This is a genomic window from Mesorhizobium sp. WSM4845 (assembly GCF_055811455.1).
This window is the reverse complement of sequence record NZ_JBVVQA010000002.1, coordinates 182,212-204,344: the sequence shown is the minus strand read 5'-3', so window position 1 is coordinate 204,344 and position 22,133 is coordinate 182,212. Positions and strand designations below refer to the sequence as shown.

Sequence of the window (22,133 nt, the reverse complement as noted above, 5' to 3'; positions counted from 1 at the left end):
GCCCAGGCATCTCGCCGGCCGCGAACGCTCCAGAACAACGCGAAAGGAAATGCCATGAGCCAAGCTTCTTACGAGCTCAAGGCCGAAGCGCGCGAACAGGTCGGTAAGGGGTCCGCCCGTGCAGTTCGCCGCAACGGTAAAGTGCCTGCAGTAATCTACGGCGACAAGCAGCCTCCCCTGGCGATTGCGCTGACCTACAAGGACATCTACTACAAGATCCATGGCGGCGGGTTCCTGACCACGATCGCCACGATCGATGTCGACGGCAAGAAGATCCAGGTCCTGCCGAAGGACTACCAGCTCGACCCGGTCAAGGATTTTCCGGTCCATGTCGACTTCCTGCGCATCGGCAGGGACACCGAAGTCAATGTCGACGTGCCGGTCCACTTCATCAACGAGGACAAGTCGCCCGGCCTCAAGCGCGGCGGCGTGCTCAACATCGTGCGCCACGAAGTCGAGTTCCACTGCCCGGCCAATGCGATCCCGGAATTCATCACCGTCGATCTCACCGGCACCGATATCGGCGATTCGATCCACATCTCGGCGGTCAAGCTGCCGGCCGGCGTCAAGCCGGTGATCTCCGACCGCGACTTCACCGTCGCGACCATTGCCGGCTCCTCGGCGATGAAGCCGGAGGCTGAAGAGACGGTCGAAGCGGCTGAACCCGAAGCGGCTCCTGCCGACGAAGAGAAGTAATCCTTTCCGCCCGGAGGTGACGATGCTGCTGTTTGCAGGCCTCGGCAATCCGGGCGCGAAATACGCCAACCACCGGCACAATGTCGGCTTCATGGCGGCGGACGCAATCGCCCGCCGCCATTCCTTTTCGCCCTGGTCGAAAAAGTTCCAGGGCCTGATCGCCGACGGCACGCTTGCCGGCGAAAAAATCATCCTGATCAAGCCGCAGACCTTCATGAACCTGTCTGGCCAGTCGGTCGGCGAAGCCCTGCGCTTTTACAAGCTCGACGCTTCGGCGCTGACCGTCCTTTATGACGAGATCGACCTTGCCGCCGGCAAGGTGCGGGTCAAGGTCGGCGGCGGTTCCGGTGGCCACAACGGTATCCGCTCGCTCGAGCAGCATGTCGGCAAGGATTTCCGCCGTGTGCGCATTGGCGTCGGCCGCCCCGGCGTCAAGGAAATGGTGCATGGCCATGTGCTTGGCGATTTCGCCAAAAGCGACCGCGAGTGGCTGGACGTGCTGCTCGACACCATCGCCGACGCTGCCGGACTGCTTGCCAAGGGCGACGACAATTCCTTCATGAATCGCGTGACGCTAGCCTTGCGCGACAAGCTCACACCGACGGGCGACGACGACCGCCCGCCACCCAAGGCGCCGAAAGCACAAAGCCACGTTCGCCAGGCGCGGCCGCAGCAGCCGGCGGCCAAGCTGCCCGAAACCGGCCCGATGGCCGCCATGCTGAAGAAGCTGTTTGGCGGCAAGGGTTGAGCCTGGCCACGGATCGGGGCTGCAGGGCTTGACGTTCGTCACCCGTTTCGCCCATAGCCCTCATCAAATTTCGATTTCCCGATAGGACCGGATAAAAATGGGTTTCAAATGCGGCATCGTTGGCTTGCCCAACGTCGGCAAGTCGACGCTTTTCAACGCGCTGACCAGGACGGCGGCGGCGCAGGCCGCCAACTATCCGTTCTGCACCATCGAACCGAACACCGGCGAAGTCGCGGTGCCCGACCCGCGCCTGCAAAAAATCGCGGCGATCGGCAAGTCGAAGGAGATCATCCCGACCCGCATCTCGTTCGTCGACATCGCCGGCCTGGTGCGCGGCGCCTCGAAAGGCGAAGGGCTGGGCAACCAGTTCCTGGCCAATATCCGCGAGGTCGACGCCATCGTCCATGTGCTGCGCTGCTTCGAGGATGACGACATCACCCATGTCGAGGGCCGCATCGATCCCGTCGCCGACGCCGAAACCGTCGAGACCGAACTGATGCTCGCCGATCTCGACAGCCTCGAGCGCCGCATCGTGCAGTTCCGCAAGCGCGCTTCCGGCAAGGACAAGGAGGCGCTGACCGTGCTTCCGATGATGGAAGCCGCCCTTGAACTCCTGCAGGCCGGCAAGCCGGCCCGCATCCTGCTCAAAAATATCTCCGCGGAGGATCTGCGCATCCTGCAGGGGCTGAACCTGCTGACATCGCACCCCGTGCTCTATGTCTGCAATGTCGCCGAGGCCGATGCTGCCACCGGCAACGCACACACCAAAGCGGTCGAACAGATGGCTGCCGCGCAGGGCGCCCGCACCGTGGTGATTTCAGCGGCGATCGAGGCCGAGGTCGCGCAGCTTAGCGACGAAGAGGAAATGGAATTTTTGGCGACGCTGGGGCTCGACGAGCCCGGCCTGAACAAGGTCATCCGCGCCGGCTACGAGCTGCTGCAGCTCATCACCTATTTCACCGTCGGGCCGAAGGAGACGCGCGCCTGGACCGTGCACAAGGGCGCCAAGGCGCCGCAGGCAGCAGGCGTCATCCACACCGATTTCGAGCGCGGCTTCATCCGCGCCCAGACCATCGCCTACAACGACTTCGTCACGCTGGGCGGCGAAGTGCCGGCCAAGGAAGCCGGCAAGGCGCGCGACGAAGGCAAGGAGTATGTCGTCCAGGACGGCGACATCATGCTGTTCAAGTTCAATACTTGAGCTGACATCGCTTGATATGAAAAAATTCCTATGGTGAACTTATTGGGGTATTTACGATCTTCAGGCAGTCTTAAAGTGGACGAAGAGAAGAGCGGAAATGGCCGAGACATCAATCGAATGGACTGACGCAACTTGGAACCCGGTCGCAGGATGCACAATCCTCACGGCGGGGTGCACCAACTGCTACGCTATGCGCATGGCAGCCCGCCTTGAAGCGATGGGCGTCGAGAAATACGTCGGACTGACACGGAAAAGCGGTGGACGGGCGAAGTGGACCGGCAAGATAAAGCTTGATCGCGCTTCTCTGGACATTCCCGCTTCGTGGAAGAAGCCGCGCCGCGTCTTCGTCAATTCGATGTCCGATCTTTTCCACGCCGATGTGCCGGCGGACTTTATCCACGAGGTTTGGGGTGTCATGGGCGCAACCTCGCGCCACACCTTTCAAATCCTCACCAAGCGGCCGGATAGGATGGCGGAAATCCTGTCAAACGACGGCTTTAAAGTATTGCCGAACGTCTGGCTTGGAACAAGCGTCGAGGACAGCCGGGTACTTCACAGATTGGATGAACTTCGAGCCGTTCCAGCGGCCATAAGGTTTGTCTCATATGAGCCGCTGATCGGCTCTGTGGCGGGCGCAAGCCTGGCAGGCATTCATTGGGCGATAGTCGGCGGAGAGAGCGGACCCAACGCACGTCCGATGGACCCGCAGTGGATCGATGATATTTTCGATCAGTGCACCGATGCCGATGCAACTTTCTTTTTCAAACAATGGGGCGGGAAGAACAAGAAAGCGACGGGTCGAACCTATCGCGAGCGCTTGTGGGATGGCCTACCAGAATTGAGAATGTGAGATGCCATGTCTGTCGCCAGCTTCACTGCTGCCGAGCTGGTATTCGATACGGCAAAGAAAAGGGACGCCAGCGGCGCACCATTCTTGTGGTGGAGCCGGACTGGATCAAGGACGGCGCCCTTAAAGGCTGTTTCGAGCCGCCCCTTCACATAGGCCTCGATTGCGTTTACGTCAGCTCGGCGCACAGCCTGCCCTTGCGTCTCGAAAATGTCTTCCCGCGCAACTTCGTGACTGTACCAACGGGAACGCCAGTCGGTCGCGCCTAAGACGCGATCTAGACTTGCTTGCTTGCCAGGATCGAGTTTCGCCGGATCGTGCGGAGCATTCCTGTATAGGCCCGACAACGGAAAGAAGTACCAGCAATCCAACGCCTTGGTCTTGGCGATCGCTTCCACTGTTTGCCACGATACCTCCATTCCGTAGGGGTCAAGAAAGATGACCCCGCGTATTCCATGACCAACGGTGTCAGGACCTCGCCAGTGGATGTTCGTGCACAGACGCTGCACGAGTTGGTTAGCGTCGCCATTTCGTAGGATAATCTTGCGATCTGGATACTCGTCAACCAAAGCTTGAAGTTCTGAAAATCGAGAGGCGTCTTGCTCGATCAGAACGACCGAGTGCATAGGTGGGTCGATCTCGATCGCGATCCGCGCCGATCCTGGTGTCGTGACTTCCTCCGGCTCGGCGAAATCTGGTCCGAACAATGGCAAACCAGGGCGCACCTCCGTGCGGGTACCAGAACCAGCAAAGGCATCAATGTAGATGCAGGCGAACTGCTGCTTTCGAAGCGCAACGGAAAATGACTGTAAATACTCTTGCAAACACCGAAGTTTTTTAGACGTATCGGGTCCACCAAAGACATGCTTTGCCAATTTTCGATACCCCAATCCCCAGCGTATATCCAAGCCGAGAATTAAACGGGTGTCTAGATCGTTTAGAACAGGCGAAAAATGAACAAAGCCAAGCGTTGTTCGGCTTCATAAAGGCCGCCCGCGCCTTCATGGCCGCCAGCGCGATCACAGCCTCGTGTACGGCCGCACGGGCCCTTTCCGCCCGGCTTGACTGCCCGCAACGCCCGGTCTAAGGGGCGTCTGCACCGGCCCTGCTTTCGTCGAAAGCGCGTGCAATCCTAAACGACGCGCCCGCTCCAACCTATCCTTTTGGCCTCAGCAAGGGAGACCCGGCGATGATCAAGGCATTCGTCGTCGACAATGATCGCCTGCGCCTTGCCGACGATCTCCTAGCAAACAGCGACCAGGTCGTCTGGGCCGATCTTGTGAGCCCGACAAAGGAAGAGGAAGTGGCGATCGAGGCGTGGCTCGGTGTTGCCATTCCGACGCGCGAGGAGATGGAGGAGATCGAGATTTCGAGCCGCCTTTATGTCGAGGACGGCGCCTATTTCATGACCGCCATTCTGCCGGCCCAGACCGAGGCCGACGATCCCCTGATGTCGCCGGTCACCTTCGTGCTGGCCGGCAACAGGCTGATCACCGTGCGCTACCACGAACCGAAGGCCTTCAAGACCTTTCCGCAGCGTGCCGAGAAGGTGGCGACCGGCTGCACCAGCGGCGACACCATCCTGATCGGTCTGCTGGAGGCGATCGTCGACCGCCTCGCCGACATTCTGGAGCGTGCCGGCCGCGACATCGAGGCGATCTCGCGCGACATCTTCCAGCCAAGCTCGACCAAGGCGTCGAAGCGCAATCGCGATTTTCAGGAATTGCTGAAGGCGATCGGCCGCAAGGAGGACATCGCCTCCTCGATCCGCGACAGCCTGATCTCGCTGCAGCGGCTCGCCGGCTTCCTCACCCACGCCTCGACCCAGACCAAGATGAGCAAGGACATCCGCGCCCGCATCAAGACCTTGTCGCGCGATGTGCTGTCGCTCGCCGACCACGCCACCTTCCTGTCGCAGAAGATCAACTTCCTGCTCGACGCGACGCTCGGCATGATCTCGATCGAGCAGAACGCCATCATCAAGATCTTCTCCGTCGCCGCGGTCATCTTCCTGCCGCCGACGCTGGTCGCCTCGATCTACGGCATGAATTTCAATGTCATGCCCGAACTGACCTGGAACTTCGGCTATCCTTTCGCCATCGGCTTGATGATCCTCTCGGCGATCCTGCCCTTCTGGTATTTCCGCCGCCGCGGCTGGCTGTAGAGGCTTCGGAGCTTCTATTGGGTTGAGCGTGATGGCCTGGCGCACCAGAAATGACTTGACCGCCCCGCCTGCATCCGGGAAACCACGATCCGTGGCGATCGTACAATCTTGAACCGGATTCCAGACCATGACCGGAAAGAACGCAAAGACCTCGGCCCATGAAAAGACCTGGGCCTATGAGGATTTCATCGAGGGCGCCTCGCTCGACCTCGGCACGAAACTGGTGAGTGCGGCCGAGATCATTGAATTCGCGCAAGAGTTCGATGCGCAGCCGATGCATCTCGACGAGGCGGCGGGCAGGGCCAGCATCCTTGGCGGGCTGGCGGCCTCCGGCTGGCACACCTGCGCGATGTTCATGCGCATGCTGTGCGACGCCTTCCTGCTGGACTCGACCTCGCAAGGCGCCCCCGGGGTCGACCAGGTCCGGTGGAAGAGGCCGGTGCTGGCCGGCGACATCTTGAAAGGCAGCACCACCGTCCTTGCCAAGCGTCTGTCCAGGTCCAAGCCGCAGCTCGGTCTCGTCACTTTGCGCAGCGAGCTTTTCAACCAGCGTGGCGAAGGCGTCTTCGAACTCGAGAACACGGTCATGTTCCTCGCCCGTGATGCCGCACAGGGCCGCTCATGACATTGGACGAGTTCTTCTGCATCGGCGTCACCGTCACCCTCGGGTCGCATAGATTCGAGCCCGAGGCGATCAAGGCGTTCGCCAGGAAATACGATCCGCAGATATTCCATCTCGACGAAGAGGCGGCGAAGAACAGCGTGTTCGGCGGCCTGTGCGCCTCCGGCTGGCACACAGCTGCAACCTGGATGAAGCTGAACCTCGAGACCGGCGTGGAGGCCGAAGGCATCAGCTGGGCCGGCGCTGGGCCCGCCCCCGAATTCGGGCCATCGCCCGGCTTCAAGAACCTCAAATGGCTAAAACCCGTCTATGCCGGAGAAACCGTGACCTTCACCCGCACCGCGCTTGCCCACCGCCCCATCGCATCGCGGCCGGGCTGGCGAGTGCTGACGCTGCGCTCGGAAGCTTTCGATTCGACCGGCGACAAGGTCATCGAGTTCGAAAGCGCCGTGCTGGTGAAGGCGGAATAGTTTCTTCCTTCTCCCCTTGTGGGAGAAGGTCGATCGGCGCGTAGCGCCGAGACGGATGAGGGGTGCTCCAGCTTGGCACTGCGGCACTCCGTGCAGCACCCCTCGTCCGACCTCGCTTCGCGAGGCCACCTTCTCCCACAAGGGGAGAAGGAAAAAGCACTTCAATGCCCTTCGAACCCGATCAGCGTCCTGACCGGCACGCCGAGCGCCTCGAGCTTCTCGCGACCACCGAGGTCCGGCAGGTCGATGACGAAGCAGGCGGCGAGGATGTCGGCGCCGATCTGCCGCAGCAGCTTGACCGCTGCCTCTGCCGTGCCGCCGGTGGCGATCAGGTCGTCGACGAGGATCACCTTCTCACCCGGAGACACGCCATCCCTGTGCATCTCCATCTCGTCCAGCCCGTATTCGAGGCTGTAGGCGACGCGCACCGTCTCGTAAGGCAGCTTGCCCTTCTTGCGGATCGGCACGAAGCCGGCCGAGAGCTGGTGGGCGACGGCGCCGCCAAGGATGAAACCGCGCGCCTCGATGCCGGCGATCTTGTCGACCTTCTGGCCGGCATAGGGATGCACCAGCTCGTCGATGGCGCGGCGGAAGGTACGCGCATTGCTTAGCAGCGTGGTGATGTCGCGAAACAGGATGCCCGGCTTCGGATAGTCTGGAATGGTGCGGATCGCGGCAAGCAGCGTGTCTTCGAGCGAAGGTTTCATGGGGCGGCTCTCCGGGCGTTCGTCCGACTTGAAGACGTGAGGGGGAATTTCGGCCGATCGTAACCCGGCGCGGCCGGCGACGGCTACCGCGATGTGGCGCCTGGAACAAAATTGTCCGGCAAAGGACTGGAGCCGGCTACCTTCGGAGGCGTCTTCGGAGGCAGTCCTCAGAACATGCAAAAAGGGCGCCCCTTCGACGCCCTTTTCGATTTCGTGGTTTTCCGTAGCTCAGTGCGCCACGCCGGCCCACACCTTGCGCTTGGTCAAGTAGACCAGCGCACCGAACAGCAACAGGAAAACCAGCACGCGAAAGCCGGTCTTCTTGCGGGCTTCCAGATGCGGCTCGGCTGCCCACATCAGGAAGGCCGACACGTCGCGGGAATACTGGTCGACCGTCTGCGGCGAGCCGTCGTCATAGGTCACCTGATCGTCGGAAAGCGGGTTGGGCATCTTCAGCGAGACGCCGGCTATGAAGTACGGATTGTAGTGGGTGCCTTCCGGTATCTCCATGCCCGCCGGCGGCTGCTCGTCATAGCCGGTCAGCAGCGAGTGGATGTAGTCGGGACCGCCTTGGGCGTATTGCGTGAAGATGTCGAAGACGAAACGCGGAAAACCGCGTGTGACGCCGCGCGCCTTGGCCAGCAGCGACATATCGGGCGGCGCAGCCCCGCCATTGGCGGCCGCTGCTGCCTGATCGTTGGGGAACGGCGCCGGGAAATGGTCGGACGGTATGCCGGGACGCTCGAACATGTCGCCGGCATCGTTGGGACCATCGTTGATCGTGTACTCGGCGGCCAGCGCCTTGACCTGCGCTTCCGAATAGCCAAGATCTTCCAGCGTGCGAAACGCCACCAATTTCATCGAATGGCAGGTGGCGCAAACTTCCTTGAAGACCTTCAGCCCGCGCTGCAACTGCGCCTTGTCGTAGGTGCCGAAAGGTCCGGCGAAGCTCCAGTCCATCTCCTTCGGTTGGTGTATCGGGAAATGCGTCGGCGCGGCTTCGCTGTGCGCCTCCTCCTGGGCGATCGCCCCGGTGGTCGCGGCCGCAGTGCCTGCCAGCACAAGGCCGAGCAGCGCCAGCGAGGTGAGAATCGTCTTCATACCAAATCCCCTTGAGATTCTCTGGCGCGCTGTCGTCGTCTCGAGCATGATCTTGTCCGAAAACCGGTCTCCACTTTTCGGGGTCATGCTCAGCCCTTGGTTTCCGGCGCGGCTGTCGCGCGAGCCGGATGCCCGCCACCGCCAGCCTTGTTCTTCTCGAGAACTGCCTCGGTGATCGAGTTCGGCAATCGCCGCGGCTTCTCGACCAGGCCCAGCACCGGCAGCACGACCAGGAAGAAGGCGAAGTAGAACAATGTCGCCATCTGCGCCATGAAGACATAGCTGCCCTCGGCCGGCTGCGAGCCCAGCCAACCAAGCAGGACGGCATCAATCACGAACAGCCAGAAGAACAGCTTGTACCAGGGCCGGTAGACCGCCGAGCGCACTTTCGAGGTGTCGAGCCACGGCACCAGGAACAGCATGGCGATGGAGCCGAACATCGCGAGCACGCCACCGAGCTTGGAGTTGATCGGCCCGATATTGAAGGTGATGGCGCGCAGGATCGCGTAGAACGGCAGGAAGTACCATTCCGGCACGATGTGGGCCGGCGTCTTCAGCGGGTCGGCGACGACGTAGTTGTCCGGATGGCCGAGAAAGTTCGGCAGGTAGAAGACGAAATAGGCGAAGATGAACAGGAACACCAGCATCCCGAACGCGTCCTTGATGGTCGCGTAAGGGGTGAAGGCGACGGTATCGGTCTTCGATTTGACCTCGATGCCGGTCGGGTTCGACTGGCCGACCACATGCAGCGCCCATATATGCAGCACGACGACGCCGGCGATCATGAACGGCAGCAGATAGTGCAGTGAAAAGAAGCGGTTCAGCGTCGGGTTGTCGACGGCGAAGCCGCCGAGCAGAAGCTGCTGGATCCATTCGCCGACCAGCGGGATGGCGGTGAAGAAGCCGGTGATGACGGTCGCGCCCCAGAACGACATCTGTCCCCAGGGCAGCACATAGCCCATGAAGCCTGTCGCCATCATCAGGAGATAGATGATGCAGCCGAGGATCCACAGAAGCTCGCGCGGCGCCTTGTAGGAGCCGTAATAGAGGCCGCGGAAGATGTGGATGTAGACGGCGACGAAGAAGAACGACGCGCCGTTCGAATGCAGATAGCGCAACAGCCAGCCCGAATTCACGTCGCGCATGATCTTCTCGACCGAATCGAAGGCGAGACTGCTGTCCGCCGCGTAGTGCATGGCCAGCACGATGCCGGTCAGCATCTGCGCCCCCAGCATGAGAGCCAGGATACCGCCGAAGGTCCACGCATAATTGAGGTTGCGCGGCACCGGATAGGCGACGAAGCTGTCATAGACCAGCCGCGGCAGCGGCATGCGGGCGTCGACCCAGCGTCCGATACCGGTCTTGGGCGTATAGGTCGAGTGTCCCTCGCTCATCGAAATGTCCCCTCGCCTCAGCCGATACGGATCTTGGTGTCGGAAATGAACTGGAATACCGGCACCGACATGTTCTCCGGCGCCGGTCCGCCGCGGACGCGGCCGGCGGTATCGTATGTCGAACCGTGGCACGGGCAGAACCAGCCGCCGAACTCGCCTTCCTGGCCGAGCGGAATGCAGCCGAGATGGGTGCAGACCTGGACCATCACCATCCAGGCCTCCTTGCCCGGCATGGTGCGGTTGGCGTCGGTCGCCGGCGCATCGGCCGGCAGATTGGCGTTGCGAGCGAGCGGATCCTTGAGCTCGGCCAGATTGACCGCCTCGCCGTCCTTCATCTCTTGTTCGGTGCGATTGCGCACCACCACCGGCTTGCCGCGCCATTTCACGACAAGCGACGTTCCCGGAGTCAGCGAGGAGACGTCGACCTCTACCGAGGCCAGCGCCAGCGTCGAGGCATCCGGGCGCATCTGGTCGATGAACGGCCAAGCGACGGCACCCGCGCCGACCACCGCGGCCATGCCCGTGGCGACGTAGAGAAAATCACGACGGTTGGGATCCTGGATGTCGGTTGCGCTCACGGGTGCCTGATCCTTTCGCCTCTTCCGTGCCGGTGGCCGAGGCTTGTTCCCCGCTCTTTCACGCCAACCCGACAGCGCATGGCGAACAGGCTAGCGAATTCCTCCGGCAATTGGCCTTCGGTTTATGCGTGAAGCCCGTTTTTGTCCAGACGGGTGAAGGCACAAGGGCAGATTGTCGCGGGGACGCAATTCGACGGCGGACGGCGTGGCGACGGGCACATGTCGAACACGGCGAAAACGAGCGAAATCAACCCGCGAAGCAGCGCCGGCGTTTGTCTCGACAGGAGAGGAGGAGTGAGATGAGCGAGACCGACAAGTCGTATTGGCTGCTCAGCGAGACCTCGGGCATTGGCGAAACGCGCGACCGGCGCCTCGACCGGGGACTGCCGCTTTTCGAGGGGACTCCGCTGGCTCTCTGCGGGCTGGCGGGATTTCTGGATCCGGCCCGCGCCGAGCCTGCCCTATGGGATTGTCGTCTTTCTCCGGTCCGTCGCCTTCGTTTGGACGCTTGTCGGATTCGGTCGTGACTACATTCTGTTTCCGGCGCTTGCCGGGTTCATGATCGTGGCCCCCTTTTTGGCGCTAGGCCCGTATGAAAAGAGCCGGGCAATAGAGGAAGGACGCGCCATCGGCCTCGCCTCGATGCTCCTGGTGCGCCCCACCGGCGGCGCACAGGTCTTCTTCACGGGCCTACTACTGTGTTTGCTCCTGCTTCTGTGGACGCGTGCGGCGGTGCTCCTCTGGGCGCTCTTCTCCAGCGTGACGCCCTTTCCCGGATTCGACCGCATAGTCGAAGTGCTCTTCGGCACCGCATATGGGTGGGCGATGATTGCTATCGGGACGGCGATAGGAGGCCTCTTCGCGGCCTTCGCTTTCGCCATCAACGTCTTTGCAGTGCCGATGCTGCTCGACCGGCGCGTGGACGCGCTGACGGCTATGGCTATCAGCGCGAAACTGGTGTGGAACAACCTTCCGCCGATGCTGGCCTGGGGCGCCTTGGTGCTCCTGCTCTTCGCAGTCTGCGTGGTCACAGGGCTTATCGGGATGATCGTCATCTTTCCTCTGCTGGGGCACGCAACCTGGCATGCGTACAGGGCGGTCGCACGTCCAGAAGGGTGAGACCATGAGTTGTTGCGCGCCGGGAGCCGAAGCCGCATTGCTGCTGGCGCCAGGGCGGGAGATTGCCGAGCGCGAAATCGTGCTCGCCAGCCGCGACATGGGGGATGGCGCTTTCCAGATCCAGTTTTCGGTACCGCAAGCGATTGCGATTTCCGTCCTCATCATCACCTGCCCGTGCGCGCTCGGCCTTGCCGTGCCGATGGTCCAGGTCGTGGCGGCGCGCCGGCTGTTCGATCTCGGCGTCACCCTCAAGGATGGTAGCGCGCTAGAGCGCCTTGCCGAGACCGACACCGTGGTCTTCGACAAGACGGGCACGCTCACGACGGGCGCCGCCCGCGTCGAACGGCACACGGTAGCTCCGCAAGATGTTGCGGCCGCCGCAGCACTCGCCTCCTTTTCCAGGCACCCGGTGGGGCGCGCGGTGGCCGCGATGACAGTCGCAAGAGTGGCTATTGAAGGGTTCCGCGAAGTTGCCGGGTACGGGATCGAAGGGCGCGTTGGCGAAGCGTTTTACAGGCTAGGAAGGAAGGATTGGGTCTCCGCAAGCGTGGCCAACGTTCCGGGTGAAGCCGCCACGTGGCTTTCGAAAGACGGAAAGCTTGCGGGTTCATTTGCGATTGCCGACGAAATCCGTCCTGGCGCGACGCGTGCCATCCGAAAGCTAGCTGACCTCGGGTTGGCGACAGAGGTGCTGTCCGGCGATCGAGTGGAGGAGGCTTGCAGGGTGGCGGCTGCGTTGGGCATCTCGGAAATCCGCCACGGTGCGCTTCCCGAGGACAAGGTCGAGCGTCTGGAGGAGCTGGCGCGGCCCGGCCGCCGCATCCTTATGGTTGGAGACGGGCTGAACGATTCCCCCGCGCTCGCCACCGCGCATGTCTCAATGGCGCCCTCGTCGGCGGCAGACATCGGGCGGAATGCTGCCGACCTTGTCTTCCTGGGCACGAGCCTGGAGGCCGTACCACATGCCATAAGAGTCGCCCGGAACGCATCCCGGCTGGTGCGGCAGAACCTCGCCCTTGCCATCGCCTACAACGTTCTGGTCGTGCCCCTCGCTGTGATGGGCCATACGCCCCTTATGGCCGCTGTCGCCATGTCGACGTCATCGATTCTCGTGGTCGGCAACGCATTGCGCCTTCCGGGAAAGCCTCCGCCCGCAGGATCTCCGGCTCTTCGCAGGCTCGACTTGGCGGAGGCGGCATGAACTATCTCGTCTGGCTTGTTCCAATTGCCTTGGGCATGGGCGTCGCGGGTCTCGCGGCGTTCCTGTGGTCGATGCGCAGCGGCCAATATGAAGATCTCGACGGAGCCGCCGAAAGGGTGCTGGTTTCAGACGCCGCGGACGTTCCCCTTCGTCAGTATGGATGGAAAAGCGAGGCGGCCGCTCATGAGGCTCGCCCCAAGGGCGGGAAGGCGCCGACCGCCGACGGCGTTTTCTCAAGGAGCAGAACGGACGGAAGGGTTTGACAATGTCTCAAGCTGGTGACAGGCCGTACGACTGGGTGGCGGCGTTGGCTTTCTACTCGGGAGCCGCCGTGCTTGTCCCAAGCCTCGCCGCCTTGGTCGTTAGCCTTCTGGCGGTCGCCTTGGCATTGCTACAGCAACGAGATGGCTGTCCTGCGTAGGGCGGCGGCTCCGAGACTGCTGGCCTCTTCAGTTGCATTCGGATGCGGACGGAGTATCCTTAGTTTGGGCGCGTTGCTGCGCCTAGTGCTCGGGCGTCCTCGCACGAGCGAAATTGGGGAGTGGCAGGCATGTCCGAGGCAATGCATTCGGCGGCGCCGCATCATCTTCCGCCTTTCATAACGGCCCCCGGCGAGACCGATGTGTTGTTCACGGGGTCGGTCATCTTCCTTGTGCTGGCCGTGATGGGGATTGGAAGTTTGTACTTCTGGCTCCATTCCTTGCCGGAGCGCATGTCCCACGGCGGCAGTCAGATCCAGTTCCAGCTTGTGGCGGTGCTGTCGCTGCTGGCGTTGTTCACCCACATCCATGCGTTCTGGATTGCCGCGCTGTTTCTGGCGCTGATTCCTGTGCCCGACTTCTGGACGCCCCTGGCCAGCATGGCCGACTCGCTCGCCAGGATGGCGACGGGGCGGTTTCGATCCCCCGCCGCGGAGGCGCCGTTTGAGCCGGCTCCCGAGGTGCTTGCCAACTATACGCCGGTCAAAGTGGAGGCTGTACCTCCTCCGACCCCCTTGGAGAAAGCCCGAAGCGACCCGCGCGACGAAATCGCCAAGACGCATGCGCCGGAGCCGTCCGACCGCCATCAGCGCCAGCCGGTGTCAGTGGGAGGTCATGAACGATGATCGAGGTTCTGCTTTGTTCGGTCCTGACCGTCCTGCCCGATTTTCTCGTCCGCCGCTTCGTACAGGGAAAGAGGATTGGTCACGAGATCACGCTCTATTCTGTATGGTATGAGCTGCGATACGGAATAACGGCGTGCATAGCTCTGACAGTGATTCTGCTGACGCTCATTCTCTACTATCATCCGTCGACGTCGAGTGCGATTTCGTTCTTTCGCACCATTCCCATCCTCCCCGAAGGCTCCGGCCGCGTCGAGGAAGTCTATGTGGGCATAAGGGACAAGGTCGAGGCTGGCCAGCGCATCTTCAGGCTTGACAGCTCGGAGCAGGAAGCGGCGCTCGAGACCGCGCGACGGCGCATATCGGAGATAGACGCTGGTTTCGAATTGGCCAAGACCGAACTGGTTGGGGCCGACGCCCGCATTCAGGAAGCGCAGAGCGCCTATCAGCAGGCCCTGGACGAATTCGAAACCAAGAGCGAGCTTCAACGACGAAACGCCAGCACTGTCGCGCAGCGCGAGATCGAAAGGCTCGCCAATATCGTGGAAGGGCGGCAGGCCGCCGTTTCCGCCATCGTGGCGAGCAAGCAGTCAGTCGAATCACAGATTTCGTCCGTGCTGCCGGCGCAGAAAAAGAGCGCCGAGGCGGCGCTTGCCCAGGCCCAGGTCGAACTGGACAAGACCGTCGTCTACGCCGGGGTCGCCGGCACTTTGGAGCAATTCACCCTGCGCAAGGGAGACATCGTCAATCCCTTTATGCGGCCCGCCGGCGTTCTGATACCGGCGGAAGCCGGACGGAAGGCTCTTATAGGGGGCTTCAGCCAGCTCGAAGCCCAGGTGATGAAGGTCGGCATGGTTGCCGAAGCGACTTGTATTTCGATGCCTCTGACGATCATTCCGATGGTGGTCACCGAGGTTCAGGATCTCATCGCGACCGGTCAGGTTCGGGCGTCGGATCAGTTGATCGACGCCCAACAGGTGGTCCGGCCCGGAACGATCACCGTCTTTCTGGAGCCGCTGTTCGCGGGAGGGTTCGATGGCGTGCCTCCAGGCAGCAGTTGCATCGCCAACGCCTACACCAACAATCACGACCGACTTGCCGAGGAAGATTTGGGCACAGCGCACTGGCTGTTCCTGCACGTCATAGATACGGTCGGGCTGGTGCATGCGATCATATTGAGATTCCAGGCGCTCCTTCTTCCGGTGCAAACACTCGTCTTTTCGGGCGGGCATTGAGGAACCGACGCGCCGTCGAACATGCGGCCAAAGGAAATACCGTCATGTGCACCGTAGTGCGATCTAAGCTCGCTATGGCCGTTTGTGCTTAAATGGAACGGGATTTGAACCGACATAACGCGGAGCAACAACGACGTCTCAAGGGATCAATGCGGCAAGTCATACGCTTGGCCTGCCGACCTTAGTTGCTCAAGTGTTTTTCCGGCGCAACTTCCCGACCAATCTCCGCCAACTGGCTCGGCCTTGCCTGTTATGGTGATTGTGCCGGCCTGATTGTCTGGGGTTATATAAACGGCAACCCCGTCTGGACCAATTTTGGACAAGTAGTAAGCACGAACGACGCCGCTTAATTCACAACGCACCAATAAAGGAAAGTCCTCGAACGATCCCTCTTGGGCATGTGCTTCAGGGCTATACATGCAGGCAAGCGACAATTGCGCAATGACAGCGAAAGCTGCCCCTGTAATCAGCCAACGCGCCTTCCGGCAAATATTTTCCATTGATTACCGTCCCTTGAGCACCCGGTTGCAATTAAGCCCCGACAACCGCACCTGCTCAATAGCGATCGTCAACTCAACTTCATTCATTTGATCCCGACAAGGCAATACGCCATAGCTCCGTTTCTCTCAGTTAAATCACCGACACGATCAATGCGAAAGCATTATCGGCAGCCGGACGTCCGACAGGATGCCTTTCGTGGCCCCACCGAGCACGAAATCCCTCAGTCTGGTGTGACCGAACGCTCCCATGATCATCAGGTCGGCGCCGATTTCGATCGCTCGCTCCTGAAGCGACACCTCGACCGGGCAATCCTCGGATACGAATGGCATGGCCTCGGCTGACAGCCCGCGTAGGTTCAGCCCTTGAGCCAAGCGTTGGGCGGCGTCCGTCTCCTGCAGGGACTTCTCGCCCGTCACGGTGAGCACCGTAATCTTGGAAGCGCGGCGCAACACCTGATGTGCATCCGCCACGGCGCGAGCCGCAACACGGCTGCCGTCCCAGGCAATAGCAACGCTGTGCAGCTTCGTGACAGGCTCGACCTCTGGCAGAAGGATCGTCGGCCTTCCCGACCCGAAGATAATGGCCTGCGCGGTCGTCCTGCTCGTGGGGTTGTTCGCCTCCCAGGCGCAGAGAACGAGATCATAGTAACGCGCTTGAATTGCAGCGGTGTCATTCAGCAAGGGAGCGTTCGACGCGACCGCGCCGGTGGTTGTGTCGACACCTGCCCGTTTCGCTTCCAGCACAACCTTTGCTAGAAACGCTTCGCCGCGATCCCGGCACAGCGCTTCGGCCTCCCGCGTCATTTTGGGGACGTCGACCAGCCTCCGCGACAGCGCATTCGAGATGTTTCGGATCTCTACGTTGATGGCCAACGCATGCAGTTGCGCACCGAGCGCCGCCGCCATCGCGACCGCCCTGGGCACTACCATTTCAGGGTTGGGTTCGGGATAGGTGATAACAGGCAGCAGGGCTATCGTTTTCACTAGGGGCCCCCTTCTGAATGCAGGGTACGCGACAGCCGTCTAGTCCCAAGGCACGCATCCGCGATGTGCATGGGCCTGCTCACTCGCCCGGATCGTTGACCACGGCCCAACTGTCGTCGGGATCGAACGCCGTGATCTTTTCGGCGAGCGCCGCCGTATCGGGCCCCAGGTCCTTTTCGTAGACTGTGCCGTACTGGTTTACGACGAAGGTCATGATGCCTGTGCGGTCGTATTCGGCAGGCATCGCGATCAGCCCAAAGCCGGCGATCATGTTGCCGTTGATGACGTAGTCGTACTGGCCGCCGGCGACGTTCGCGCCTTGGCCGTTCAATATGCGGTAGCGGTATCCGAAATAGCCGTCCTCGGCGGCCGTCGCCAACTCGGCCTGGCTGATCAGCGAACCGAACGGGCTTTCCGGCACGCCGTCGCCGGGTTCCCAGTAGAGCCCGTCATATGTCCCGGGCGTACTGATCAGCTTCTGAGCATATTCGCCGACGCCATCCTCATCCCAGTCGGTTTCCTTGTAATCCTCCTGGGCGTCGACATAGGCGCGCAGGTTGGCGACGGTGGTCAGCTCGTTCTCGCCGATCCTGCGGTTGATGACTTCTTCCAGCCCGGCGATGGTATCGAACGCCCATTTGCCCTCTGTCTGCACGACAGGGAATGGAAACGGCCATACCTGGTTACCAAGAAGAAGCGAGCGGCGGTCGGGTGCCAGTTCCTTGACGGCGATGCCCTTCGCCGCCTCTTCGCGGATTTCCGGAAAGCTCGCCTCCACTTCCTTCGACTTCAGCACTTCGCTGGGCGACAGTCCGAGAAGCGAGGCGACGGCCTCCTTGTCATCTTCCTCCAGCGCTTTGCGGAACGCCTCGACGAGTTCGTCGACTGTTGCGAACGGCGTGGGCGTCTCGCCGATGAAGGCATCGAAATCCTGCGTGGTGCTGGTCTGTGCTTCCTGGGCGCCGCCGGCCGAAAGTGCGGGAACGCCGAGCGAAAGTGCGAGAGTTGCGGTAATGAGGTATCGGATCATGATCATGTTCCTGAAATAAGCCGGATGTCGCACACGATACGGCAGTTGCTACCGGCGTCCTCCGCCTCGTCCGCCTCCGCCTCGTCCGCCTCCGCCTCGTCCGCCTCCGCCCCCTCCTCTTCCACCTCTGCTCTGCACCTGGCGATGGCCGCCACCCCGGCTATAGGCACCGCGGTTCGAATGGTTGGTCGCAACCCTGCCAGGTCGCGGATTCCCCATCGCCGACGGCTTGCGCGGACGATTGTCGGCGCGCGCAGCCGGCTTTTTCCTGGAGGACTTCTTCTGAGCGACTTTCTTGGCCGCAGGTTTGTTGGCCGCCGGTTTCGCCTTCCTGTGCTGGTCCGAGACGCGTTTTGCATCGGGTCGCTTGGTCCCCGACTTCGGCAGCTTGGCCTGCGGCCGGTCCTTCAAACCTTCGGCGACATTCTTGCGGACATCCTTCCCCTTGAGGTCATGCGCCCGCGCCTGCTTGCCCTTGCCCGACTCCCGGCGGTCCTTGGCCTTGCTGGCAATGTTGTTGAAGTCCTTGCTCTTCAGGTTCTGCTTGAGCTTGTCGCGGTCGATGTTCGCGTTCTTGAGATTGATCTTGTCGCGGTCGATGTTCTTGAGGTCGAGGTCCTTCAGCCTGTCGATGTCGATATTGTCGATGTCGATATTGTCGAAATCGATATCGATGTTGTCGCCGATATCGACGTCGAGATCCACGTCGCCGCCCCAGGTTCCCCAGTCGTCCCAGTCGACCACTGCGGCCCACATCGCACCGGTAGCAAGCGCGGCCCAGTAGGGCGCTGTCGGATAGTAATAGGAGGGGTACGGGTCGTACGCGATCGGGTCGCCCGCTATGACGTAGTCGGGCTCGTACAGCATTTCGGGGGGATAGGTCGGGATATAGACGGTCTGCGGATCGGCAGACCTGATCACGACATTGTCGCCTTCGTTGACAACCTGCACCTGCTCCGTCGTCTTCAGGTAGTCCTTGGCGACCGCCTCGTCGCGCAACTGCTGGATGGCGACGAGCAAATCCTTCTGCTGGTTGGCGGCCGCATTGCCCAACTGTTCGGTCCACTCCAGATCGTCGTTCATCATCTTCACGATCTTGGGATAATTGAGCAGCGAGATCACGCTGCCATCCCATTTGTCGTTCGGCTCGAGGTCGGGAGACTTCGCCTTTTCGTCGAGAAAGCGGGCCGCCTGCACGATCTGTAGCGGATAGAGCGAAGCCGCGATGGTGAGCGCGACGACATCGTCGGGATAAAGCGCGATCGGCGCGGTCAGGACCTTCAGTTCGTCGAGCGTGAGAGGAGCAGGCTCCTCAGTGACGGCGGCCGGTTCGCTGTCGGCCGCCGGCCGCGGAGTCGGAGTGGGGGTCTGGCCGTAGGCAGGCGCACCGAACGGCGCGGAAAGAAGCAGAAGGGCCGCAAGGCCGACTGAAACGAGGCCGAACCTGGACCAATGGGTCATCTGGCTGCTCCTACAGTTGCGATCGCCAAGCTATTTCTTTTGCGCGGCGTCGAAAGGGTCGACGTAGCTCCGCCCAACCGCGCGGACGGCGCGACCTATGTCGTCATGGATATCGTCCTGGAGATTGACGATGGAGACACGCACGCTCCAGTTGGGAGCATCGAAACCCCCGCCATTGAGCAGCACGATCGAGTGGTCCTTCGCCAGGCGATAGACCAGGTCCAGTGGATGAACGTTCTTCTCCAGCCATGTAACCATTTCCTCGCCTTGGTATTTGCGCAGCCAGAATTCGAAATCGAGGGGTTCCGATAGTAAGCCGCAAAATTCGCGTTGGGCTGAACATCCAGAGGCGGTCCTTGCGCGTCCGATCTGCATCTGTCCAGCATTCCGCCCGCGCCACCGCTGTTGGAGACGCGAATATGGCTTGCACTGGAAACCGTTTGCGCGGCATCGGTATGGTTTAACCGGTCACACGGGGTGAGCCGTCCCTTCAAGCTCGGAACAGAGCCAAACTCACTGGAAAATTGATGCGCCACAGGAACATCCCTTCAATGGCCCTCAACTCTCTATTGTCAAACTACTTTCTCGCGCAGTTCTTAGACACACCATAATTAAAATAAGCTTTGAATTATCGTCCCTCAGCGCTCGCTCACGTCTGCTGTTAAAATGTAACCATAGCAGTAGTCTACGTCAAAAAATCGAGACTTCAATAGCATAGCGATGCAGTCATGATAACACCTTGAAATAAGGCACGCAAGGGTGTATTGTACGACTTCAAATTAACTGACATTGCAATCAGCGGTTTCATAGATAATTATCATACAATTTACCTTATCGGCGGAAGCAATCGGAGAACTTCTGGCCGCGTCTTTTAGTATTGAACCTGCAACAGGAGGGTATCATGGTTGAATGGGTTCGTGAGCACAGCTTCGCAGCTGTCCTGAAATCGCGACCTTCATGTCTCTAGCCATTTGCTATTATTTCTGCCCCTTTATGGATGAAGATCTCGGCTTAGGAGCGGTGACAGCGACCCCATTGCAGCCGTCATCGTTAGGCAGCTTGGGATCACGATTTCTCCGTCGCTGAGGGCGCTGCTGGCAGGACTGGTCGTCGGGCATCTGCGTATGCGCTTCCCTCTCTTCGGTGGGACCGGGACTGTACCTCGGGCACGACCTGCTCCGTATGAACCCCATACTGCTCCTGGGAGGACTGGCTGGGGCGCAGACCAATCCCGCCGGCATGGCGGCGGTGCAGGACCGCTCGGGCAGTCCGGTTGCCGTCCTTGGCTATACGCCGGCGGTTCCGATCGGCCACATCCTGCTCACAACCTGGGGACGGTGATCGTGGGCGTGATGGCGAACTGAAATCCGACCTGAGAAAGGGACTTCGGTGGCAGTAGGATTACCCGGCAAGCCCCGATCGCGGCAAATGAGGCGCATGTTCCTTTATGCGCTCGTGCAGCAGTTTCGTGTGGTCTGGCCGATCTTCTCCGGAATCCTTCTCGCCATGGTGGGAGCGGGACTAGTCATCGGACGCATAGAGGATTGGCGCGTCGACGAAGCTCTTTACTTCACCTTCGTGACCGGTCTTACGATCGGCTACGGCGATTTCTCGCCGCAGCACCTTCTGACGCGGTTACTGGCGATAGCAATCGGTTTTGCCGGCATAGTGATGACAGGCCTCGTTGCGGCGGTCGCCGTGCAGGCGCTGAGGGCGGCTGACCGCAATCTCCTGAATGAGGCTGGAAATGGGCCCCTTGATCAAAGAGATCCGTAGCAACGTCGTTCTCTGGCTTTTGGCGTTTGTTCCGGTGGTATTCGTCGTCCGGCAATTGGAGCCGGAAGCGCACACGCTGCTCTTTGTGCTCTCTGTGCTGGCGATTGTACCGCTGGCCACCTTGCTGAGCGCGGCTACCGAGTCGGTCGCGTCCAAGACGGGCGATACGGTCGGCGGGCTGCTGAATGCCACGTTGGGAAACCTGACGGAACTGGTCATTGCGCTGGCTGCGCTGCAAGCCGGCCAGTACACGTTGGTGAAGGCTTCTATCGCCGGAGCAATCGTCGCCAATACTCTGTTCATGTTGGGCGCCTCGTTCCTGCTAGGCGGTATCAAGTATCATGTGCAGGAGTACAACAGGGTCAGCGCCAGGCTGCAAACCAGCCTGCTGTTCCTCGCTACGATCGCGATGGTGACCCCGTCCATGGTGGCGCAAGTCGATTCCGTTGCCACGTCCGCGTTCACCCAGCAGTTGAGCGTTGGATTGTCGGTGCTGCTCATCAGCGCCTACGCGATGGGCCTGATCTTCTCACTGAAGACCCATCGAGAACTTTTCAGCGGAACAGCCCATGCGGAAGAAGGCGAAGCGTGGCCGATGGGCCTGGCTCTCGGAACTTTGGCAGCGGTGACAGTGCTTGTTGCTCTGGTAAGCGAAGTGTTCGTCGAGTCGGTGCAGGAGGCTGCGGTGGCGTTCGGCATGACGCCGGCCTTCGTGGGTTTCATCGTCGTTGCGTTGGTAGGCGGTGCTGCCGAGATGGCGGCGGCGTTTGCCGGCGCGCGAAGGGACCGGCTGGACCTGAGCGTGGGCATCGCGCTTGGGGCCGCATCACAGATCGCGCTTTTCGTCGCCCCGATGATGGTACTCCTCAGCTATGTTATCGGCCCCGCTCCGATGGACCTGCTGTTCTGGCCGGGCGCGGTCGTCATGGTGCTTATCGCGACGATCACGGCATTTCTGATGACCAATAGCGGACGTTCCGCATGGTTCGTCGGAGTGCTGCTGCTAATGGTCTATCTGATCTTCGCCATGACGATCTACCTTCTGCCACCGCAAATCTAGGCAGGTAGGCGGGCCGTGGTTCCGTCAGGGCGAATACCATAGGTGAACACCAAGGATGGGCTGACCGCAGGTTTGGGCGCGCCAGGAGCGGACTTGGAGAACATGACGTGAGAAAGATAGGCGAGCGGCGTTGGGAG

At 61.1% G+C, this 22,133-nt stretch carries 25 protein-coding genes; 15 read left to right on the top strand and 10 right to left on the bottom strand.

Annotated elements, in window-relative coordinates:
* Positions 1 to 54: 54 nt before the first annotated feature.
* The 4 genes from AC0L2C_RS03230 to AC0L2C_RS03215 all read left to right on the top strand — a co-directional run bounded on the left by AC0L2C_RS03230 (position 55) and on the right by AC0L2C_RS03215 (position 3,495).
* On the top strand, positions 55 to 696 hold the full coding sequence (locus AC0L2C_RS03230; RefSeq protein WP_287246385.1) for a 50S ribosomal protein L25/general stress protein Ctc: 642 nt from the start codon (positions 55 to 57) through the stop codon (positions 694 to 696).
* 22 nt (positions 697 to 718) lie between these two features.
* Positions 719 to 1,444, top strand: a complete 726-nt coding sequence (gene pth, locus AC0L2C_RS03225; RefSeq protein WP_473522676.1) for an aminoacyl-tRNA hydrolase — start codon at positions 719 to 721, stop codon at positions 1,442 to 1,444.
* Between the two features lie 97 nt (positions 1,445 to 1,541).
* Positions 1,542 to 2,645, top strand: coding sequence for a redox-regulated ATPase YchF (ychF, locus tag AC0L2C_RS03220; RefSeq protein WP_128177042.1), 1,104 nt, complete (start codon positions 1,542 to 1,544; stop codon positions 2,643 to 2,645).
* Positions 2,646 to 2,742: 97 nt separating this feature from the next.
* A complete protein-coding gene (locus AC0L2C_RS03215; protein WP_128169723.1) occupies positions 2,743 to 3,495 on the top strand; it encodes a DUF5131 family protein in 753 nt (250 codons plus the stop codon).
* Here AC0L2C_RS03215 and AC0L2C_RS03210 read toward each other — a convergent pair.
* Entirely contained in the window at positions 3,450 to 4,367 is a 918-nt protein-coding gene (locus AC0L2C_RS03210; RefSeq protein ID WP_287171585.1) for a three-Cys-motif partner protein TcmP, read from the bottom strand. The two genes, AC0L2C_RS03215 and AC0L2C_RS03210, sit on opposite strands and share 46 nt — an antisense overlap.
* A gap of 314 nt (positions 4,368 to 4,681) precedes the next feature.
* On the opposite strand from AC0L2C_RS03210, the gene corA reads away from it, so the two are divergent.
* The 3 genes from corA (at position 4,682) to AC0L2C_RS03195 (ending at position 6,748) form a co-directional block, all read left to right on the top strand.
* Positions 4,682 to 5,656, top strand: coding sequence for a magnesium/cobalt transporter CorA (gene corA / locus AC0L2C_RS03205; RefSeq protein ID WP_287073469.1), 975 nt, complete (start codon positions 4,682 to 4,684; stop codon positions 5,654 to 5,656).
* A gap of 127 nt (positions 5,657 to 5,783) precedes the next feature.
* The gene (locus tag AC0L2C_RS03200) at positions 5,784 to 6,281 is read left to right on the top strand and encodes a MaoC family dehydratase (RefSeq protein ID WP_128177047.1); all 498 of its coding nucleotides are present in this window, start codon (positions 5,784 to 5,786) and stop codon (positions 6,279 to 6,281) included.
* A complete protein-coding gene (locus AC0L2C_RS03195; protein ID WP_287260236.1) occupies positions 6,278 to 6,748 on the top strand; it encodes a MaoC family dehydratase in 471 nt (156 codons plus the stop codon). Before AC0L2C_RS03200 ends, AC0L2C_RS03195 begins: the two co-directional genes overlap by 4 nt.
* Positions 6,749 to 6,909: 161 nt before the next feature.
* On the opposite strand, the gene AC0L2C_RS03190 is transcribed toward AC0L2C_RS03195, so the two are convergent.
* The 4 genes from AC0L2C_RS03190 to petA form a co-directional block, all read right to left on the bottom strand.
* A complete protein-coding gene (locus tag AC0L2C_RS03190) occupies positions 6,910 to 7,455 on the bottom strand; it encodes an adenine phosphoribosyltransferase (RefSeq protein WP_419694439.1) in 546 nt (181 codons plus the stop codon).
* A gap of 228 nt (positions 7,456 to 7,683) precedes the next feature.
* Positions 7,684 to 8,556, bottom strand: a complete 873-nt coding sequence (locus tag AC0L2C_RS03185) for a cytochrome c1 (protein WP_287137019.1) — start codon at positions 8,554 to 8,556, stop codon at positions 7,684 to 7,686.
* 89 nt (positions 8,557 to 8,645) lie between these two features.
* Complete coding sequence (locus tag AC0L2C_RS03180) at positions 8,646 to 9,950, bottom strand: cytochrome b (protein WP_128177051.1); 1,305 nt, start codon at positions 9,948 to 9,950, stop codon at positions 8,646 to 8,648.
* 17 nt (positions 9,951 to 9,967) lie between these two features.
* Positions 9,968 to 10,528, bottom strand: coding sequence for a ubiquinol-cytochrome c reductase iron-sulfur subunit (gene petA, locus AC0L2C_RS03175; RefSeq protein ID WP_027151039.1), 561 nt, complete (start codon positions 10,526 to 10,528; stop codon positions 9,968 to 9,970).
* Positions 10,529 to 10,876: 348 nt separating this feature from the next.
* Between petA and AC0L2C_RS03170 the strand changes: the two genes are divergently transcribed.
* From AC0L2C_RS03170 to AC0L2C_RS03150, 5 genes are all read left to right on the top strand, one after another.
* The gene (locus AC0L2C_RS03170; RefSeq protein ID WP_473522675.1) at positions 10,877 to 11,647 is read left to right on the top strand and encodes a DUF2189 domain-containing protein; all 771 of its coding nucleotides are present in this window, start codon (positions 10,877 to 10,879) and stop codon (positions 11,645 to 11,647) included.
* A gap of 37 nt (positions 11,648 to 11,684) precedes the next feature.
* Positions 11,685 to 12,848: an HAD-IC family P-type ATPase gene (locus AC0L2C_RS03165; RefSeq protein WP_473522674.1), complete on the top strand. Its 1,164-nt coding sequence runs from the start codon at positions 11,685 to 11,687 to the stop codon at positions 12,846 to 12,848.
* On the top strand, positions 12,845 to 13,111 hold the full coding sequence (gene ccoS, locus AC0L2C_RS03160; protein WP_123148495.1) for a cbb3-type cytochrome oxidase assembly protein CcoS: 267 nt from the start codon (positions 12,845 to 12,847) through the stop codon (positions 13,109 to 13,111). Before AC0L2C_RS03165 ends, ccoS begins: the two co-directional genes overlap by 4 nt.
* A gap of 287 nt (positions 13,112 to 13,398) precedes the next feature.
* Positions 13,399 to 13,953, top strand: coding sequence for a hypothetical protein (locus AC0L2C_RS03155; RefSeq protein ID WP_473522673.1), 555 nt, complete (start codon positions 13,399 to 13,401; stop codon positions 13,951 to 13,953).
* Positions 13,950 to 15,185: an HlyD family secretion protein gene (locus tag AC0L2C_RS03150; RefSeq protein WP_473522672.1), complete on the top strand. Its 1,236-nt coding sequence runs from the start codon at positions 13,950 to 13,952 to the stop codon at positions 15,183 to 15,185. The genes AC0L2C_RS03155 and AC0L2C_RS03150 overlap by 4 nt, the downstream gene beginning before the upstream one ends.
* Before the next feature lie 146 nt (positions 15,186 to 15,331).
* Here AC0L2C_RS03150 and AC0L2C_RS03145 read toward each other — a convergent pair whose 3' ends face one another.
* The 5 genes from AC0L2C_RS03145 to AC0L2C_RS03125 form a co-directional block, all read right to left on the bottom strand.
* On the bottom strand, positions 15,332 to 15,685 hold the full coding sequence (locus tag AC0L2C_RS03145) for a hypothetical protein (protein ID WP_473522671.1): 354 nt from the start codon (positions 15,683 to 15,685) through the stop codon (positions 15,332 to 15,334).
* A 147-nt stretch (positions 15,686 to 15,832) separates the two neighbouring features.
* Positions 15,833 to 16,669 carry a universal stress protein gene (locus AC0L2C_RS03140; RefSeq protein ID WP_473522670.1) on the bottom strand — a complete coding sequence of 279 codons (837 nt, stop codon included), beginning with the start codon at positions 16,667 to 16,669 and terminating at the stop codon, positions 15,833 to 15,835.
* A gap of 79 nt (positions 16,670 to 16,748) precedes the next feature.
* Complete coding sequence (locus AC0L2C_RS03135; protein WP_473522669.1) at positions 16,749 to 17,699, bottom strand: DUF2950 domain-containing protein; 951 nt, start codon at positions 17,697 to 17,699, stop codon at positions 16,749 to 16,751.
* 48 nt (positions 17,700 to 17,747) lie between these two features.
* Positions 17,748 to 19,160 carry a DUF3300 domain-containing protein gene (locus tag AC0L2C_RS03130; RefSeq protein WP_473522668.1) on the bottom strand — a complete coding sequence of 471 codons (1,413 nt, stop codon included), beginning with the start codon at positions 19,158 to 19,160 and terminating at the stop codon, positions 17,748 to 17,750.
* Positions 19,161 to 19,190: 30 nt separating this feature from the next.
* Positions 19,191 to 19,418, bottom strand: a complete 228-nt coding sequence (locus AC0L2C_RS03125; protein ID WP_287288737.1) for a hypothetical protein — start codon at positions 19,416 to 19,418, stop codon at positions 19,191 to 19,193.
* Positions 19,419 to 20,342: 924 nt separating this feature from the next.
* On the opposite strand from AC0L2C_RS03125, the gene AC0L2C_RS03120 reads away from it, so the two are divergent.
* The 3 genes from AC0L2C_RS03120 (at position 20,343) to cax (ending at position 21,996) form a co-directional block, all read left to right on the top strand.
* The gene (locus AC0L2C_RS03120; RefSeq protein ID WP_473522667.1) at positions 20,343 to 20,501 is read left to right on the top strand and encodes an aspartate-alanine antiporter-like transporter; all 159 of its coding nucleotides are present in this window, start codon (positions 20,343 to 20,345) and stop codon (positions 20,499 to 20,501) included.
* Positions 20,502 to 20,588: 87 nt separating this feature from the next.
* On the top strand, positions 20,589 to 20,936 hold the full coding sequence (locus tag AC0L2C_RS03115; RefSeq protein WP_287064218.1) for a potassium channel family protein: 348 nt from the start codon (positions 20,589 to 20,591) through the stop codon (positions 20,934 to 20,936).
* Positions 20,908 to 21,996 (top strand): calcium/proton exchanger, encoded by a 1,089-nt coding sequence (gene cax / locus AC0L2C_RS03110; RefSeq protein WP_128177060.1) that lies wholly within the window; start codon positions 20,908 to 20,910, stop codon positions 21,994 to 21,996. The genes AC0L2C_RS03115 and cax overlap by 29 nt, the downstream gene beginning before the upstream one ends.
* Positions 21,997 to 22,133: the final 137 nt, after the last annotated feature.

Bases quoted from the DNA above. Each gene is read 5' to 3' on its own strand.
- ychF (WP_128177042.1), top strand. From the start codon at position 1,542: ATGGGTTTCAAATGCGGCATCGTTGGCTTGCCCAACGTCGGCAAGTCG.
- AC0L2C_RS03200 (WP_128177047.1), top strand. From the start codon at position 5,784: ATGACCGGAAAGAACGCAAAGACCTCGGCCCATGAAAAGACCTGGGCC.
- AC0L2C_RS03215 (WP_128169723.1), top strand. From the start codon at position 2,743: ATGGCCGAGACATCAATCGAATGGACTGACGCAACTTGGAACCCGGTC.
- AC0L2C_RS03185 (WP_287137019.1), bottom strand. From the start codon at position 8,556: ATGAAGACGATTCTCACCTCGCTGGCGCTGCTCGGCCTTGTGCTGGCA.
- AC0L2C_RS03180 (WP_128177051.1), bottom strand. From the start codon at position 9,950: ATGAGCGAGGGACACTCGACCTATACGCCCAAGACCGGTATCGGACGC.
- AC0L2C_RS03230 (WP_287246385.1), top strand. From the start codon at position 55: ATGAGCCAAGCTTCTTACGAGCTCAAGGCCGAAGCGCGCGAACAGGTC.
- AC0L2C_RS03125 (WP_287288737.1), bottom strand. From the start codon at position 19,418: ATGGTTACATGGCTGGAGAAGAACGTTCATCCACTGGACCTGGTCTAT.
- pth (WP_473522676.1), top strand. From the start codon at position 719: ATGCTGCTGTTTGCAGGCCTCGGCAATCCGGGCGCGAAATACGCCAAC.
- AC0L2C_RS03150 (WP_473522672.1), top strand. From the start codon at position 13,950: ATGATCGAGGTTCTGCTTTGTTCGGTCCTGACCGTCCTGCCCGATTTT.
- ccoS (WP_123148495.1), top strand. From the start codon at position 12,845: ATGAACTATCTCGTCTGGCTTGTTCCAATTGCCTTGGGCATGGGCGTC.
- AC0L2C_RS03195 (WP_287260236.1), top strand. From the start codon at position 6,278: ATGACATTGGACGAGTTCTTCTGCATCGGCGTCACCGTCACCCTCGGG.
- AC0L2C_RS03130 (WP_473522668.1), bottom strand. From the start codon at position 19,160: ATGACCCATTGGTCCAGGTTCGGCCTCGTTTCAGTCGGCCTTGCGGCC.
- AC0L2C_RS03115 (WP_287064218.1), top strand. From the start codon at position 20,589: ATGAGGCGCATGTTCCTTTATGCGCTCGTGCAGCAGTTTCGTGTGGTC.
- AC0L2C_RS03135 (WP_473522669.1), bottom strand. From the start codon at position 17,699: ATGATCCGATACCTCATTACCGCAACTCTCGCACTTTCGCTCGGCGTT.
- AC0L2C_RS03145 (WP_473522671.1), bottom strand. From the start codon at position 15,685: ATGGAAAATATTTGCCGGAAGGCGCGTTGGCTGATTACAGGGGCAGCT.
- corA (WP_287073469.1), top strand. From the start codon at position 4,682: ATGATCAAGGCATTCGTCGTCGACAATGATCGCCTGCGCCTTGCCGAC.
- cax (WP_128177060.1), top strand. From the start codon at position 20,908: ATGGGCCCCTTGATCAAAGAGATCCGTAGCAACGTCGTTCTCTGGCTT.
- AC0L2C_RS03120 (WP_473522667.1), top strand. From the start codon at position 20,343: ATGAACCCCATACTGCTCCTGGGAGGACTGGCTGGGGCGCAGACCAAT.
- AC0L2C_RS03190 (WP_419694439.1), bottom strand. From the start codon at position 7,455: ATGAAACCTTCGCTCGAAGACACGCTGCTTGCCGCGATCCGCACCATT.
- AC0L2C_RS03155 (WP_473522673.1), top strand. From the start codon at position 13,399: ATGTCCGAGGCAATGCATTCGGCGGCGCCGCATCATCTTCCGCCTTTC.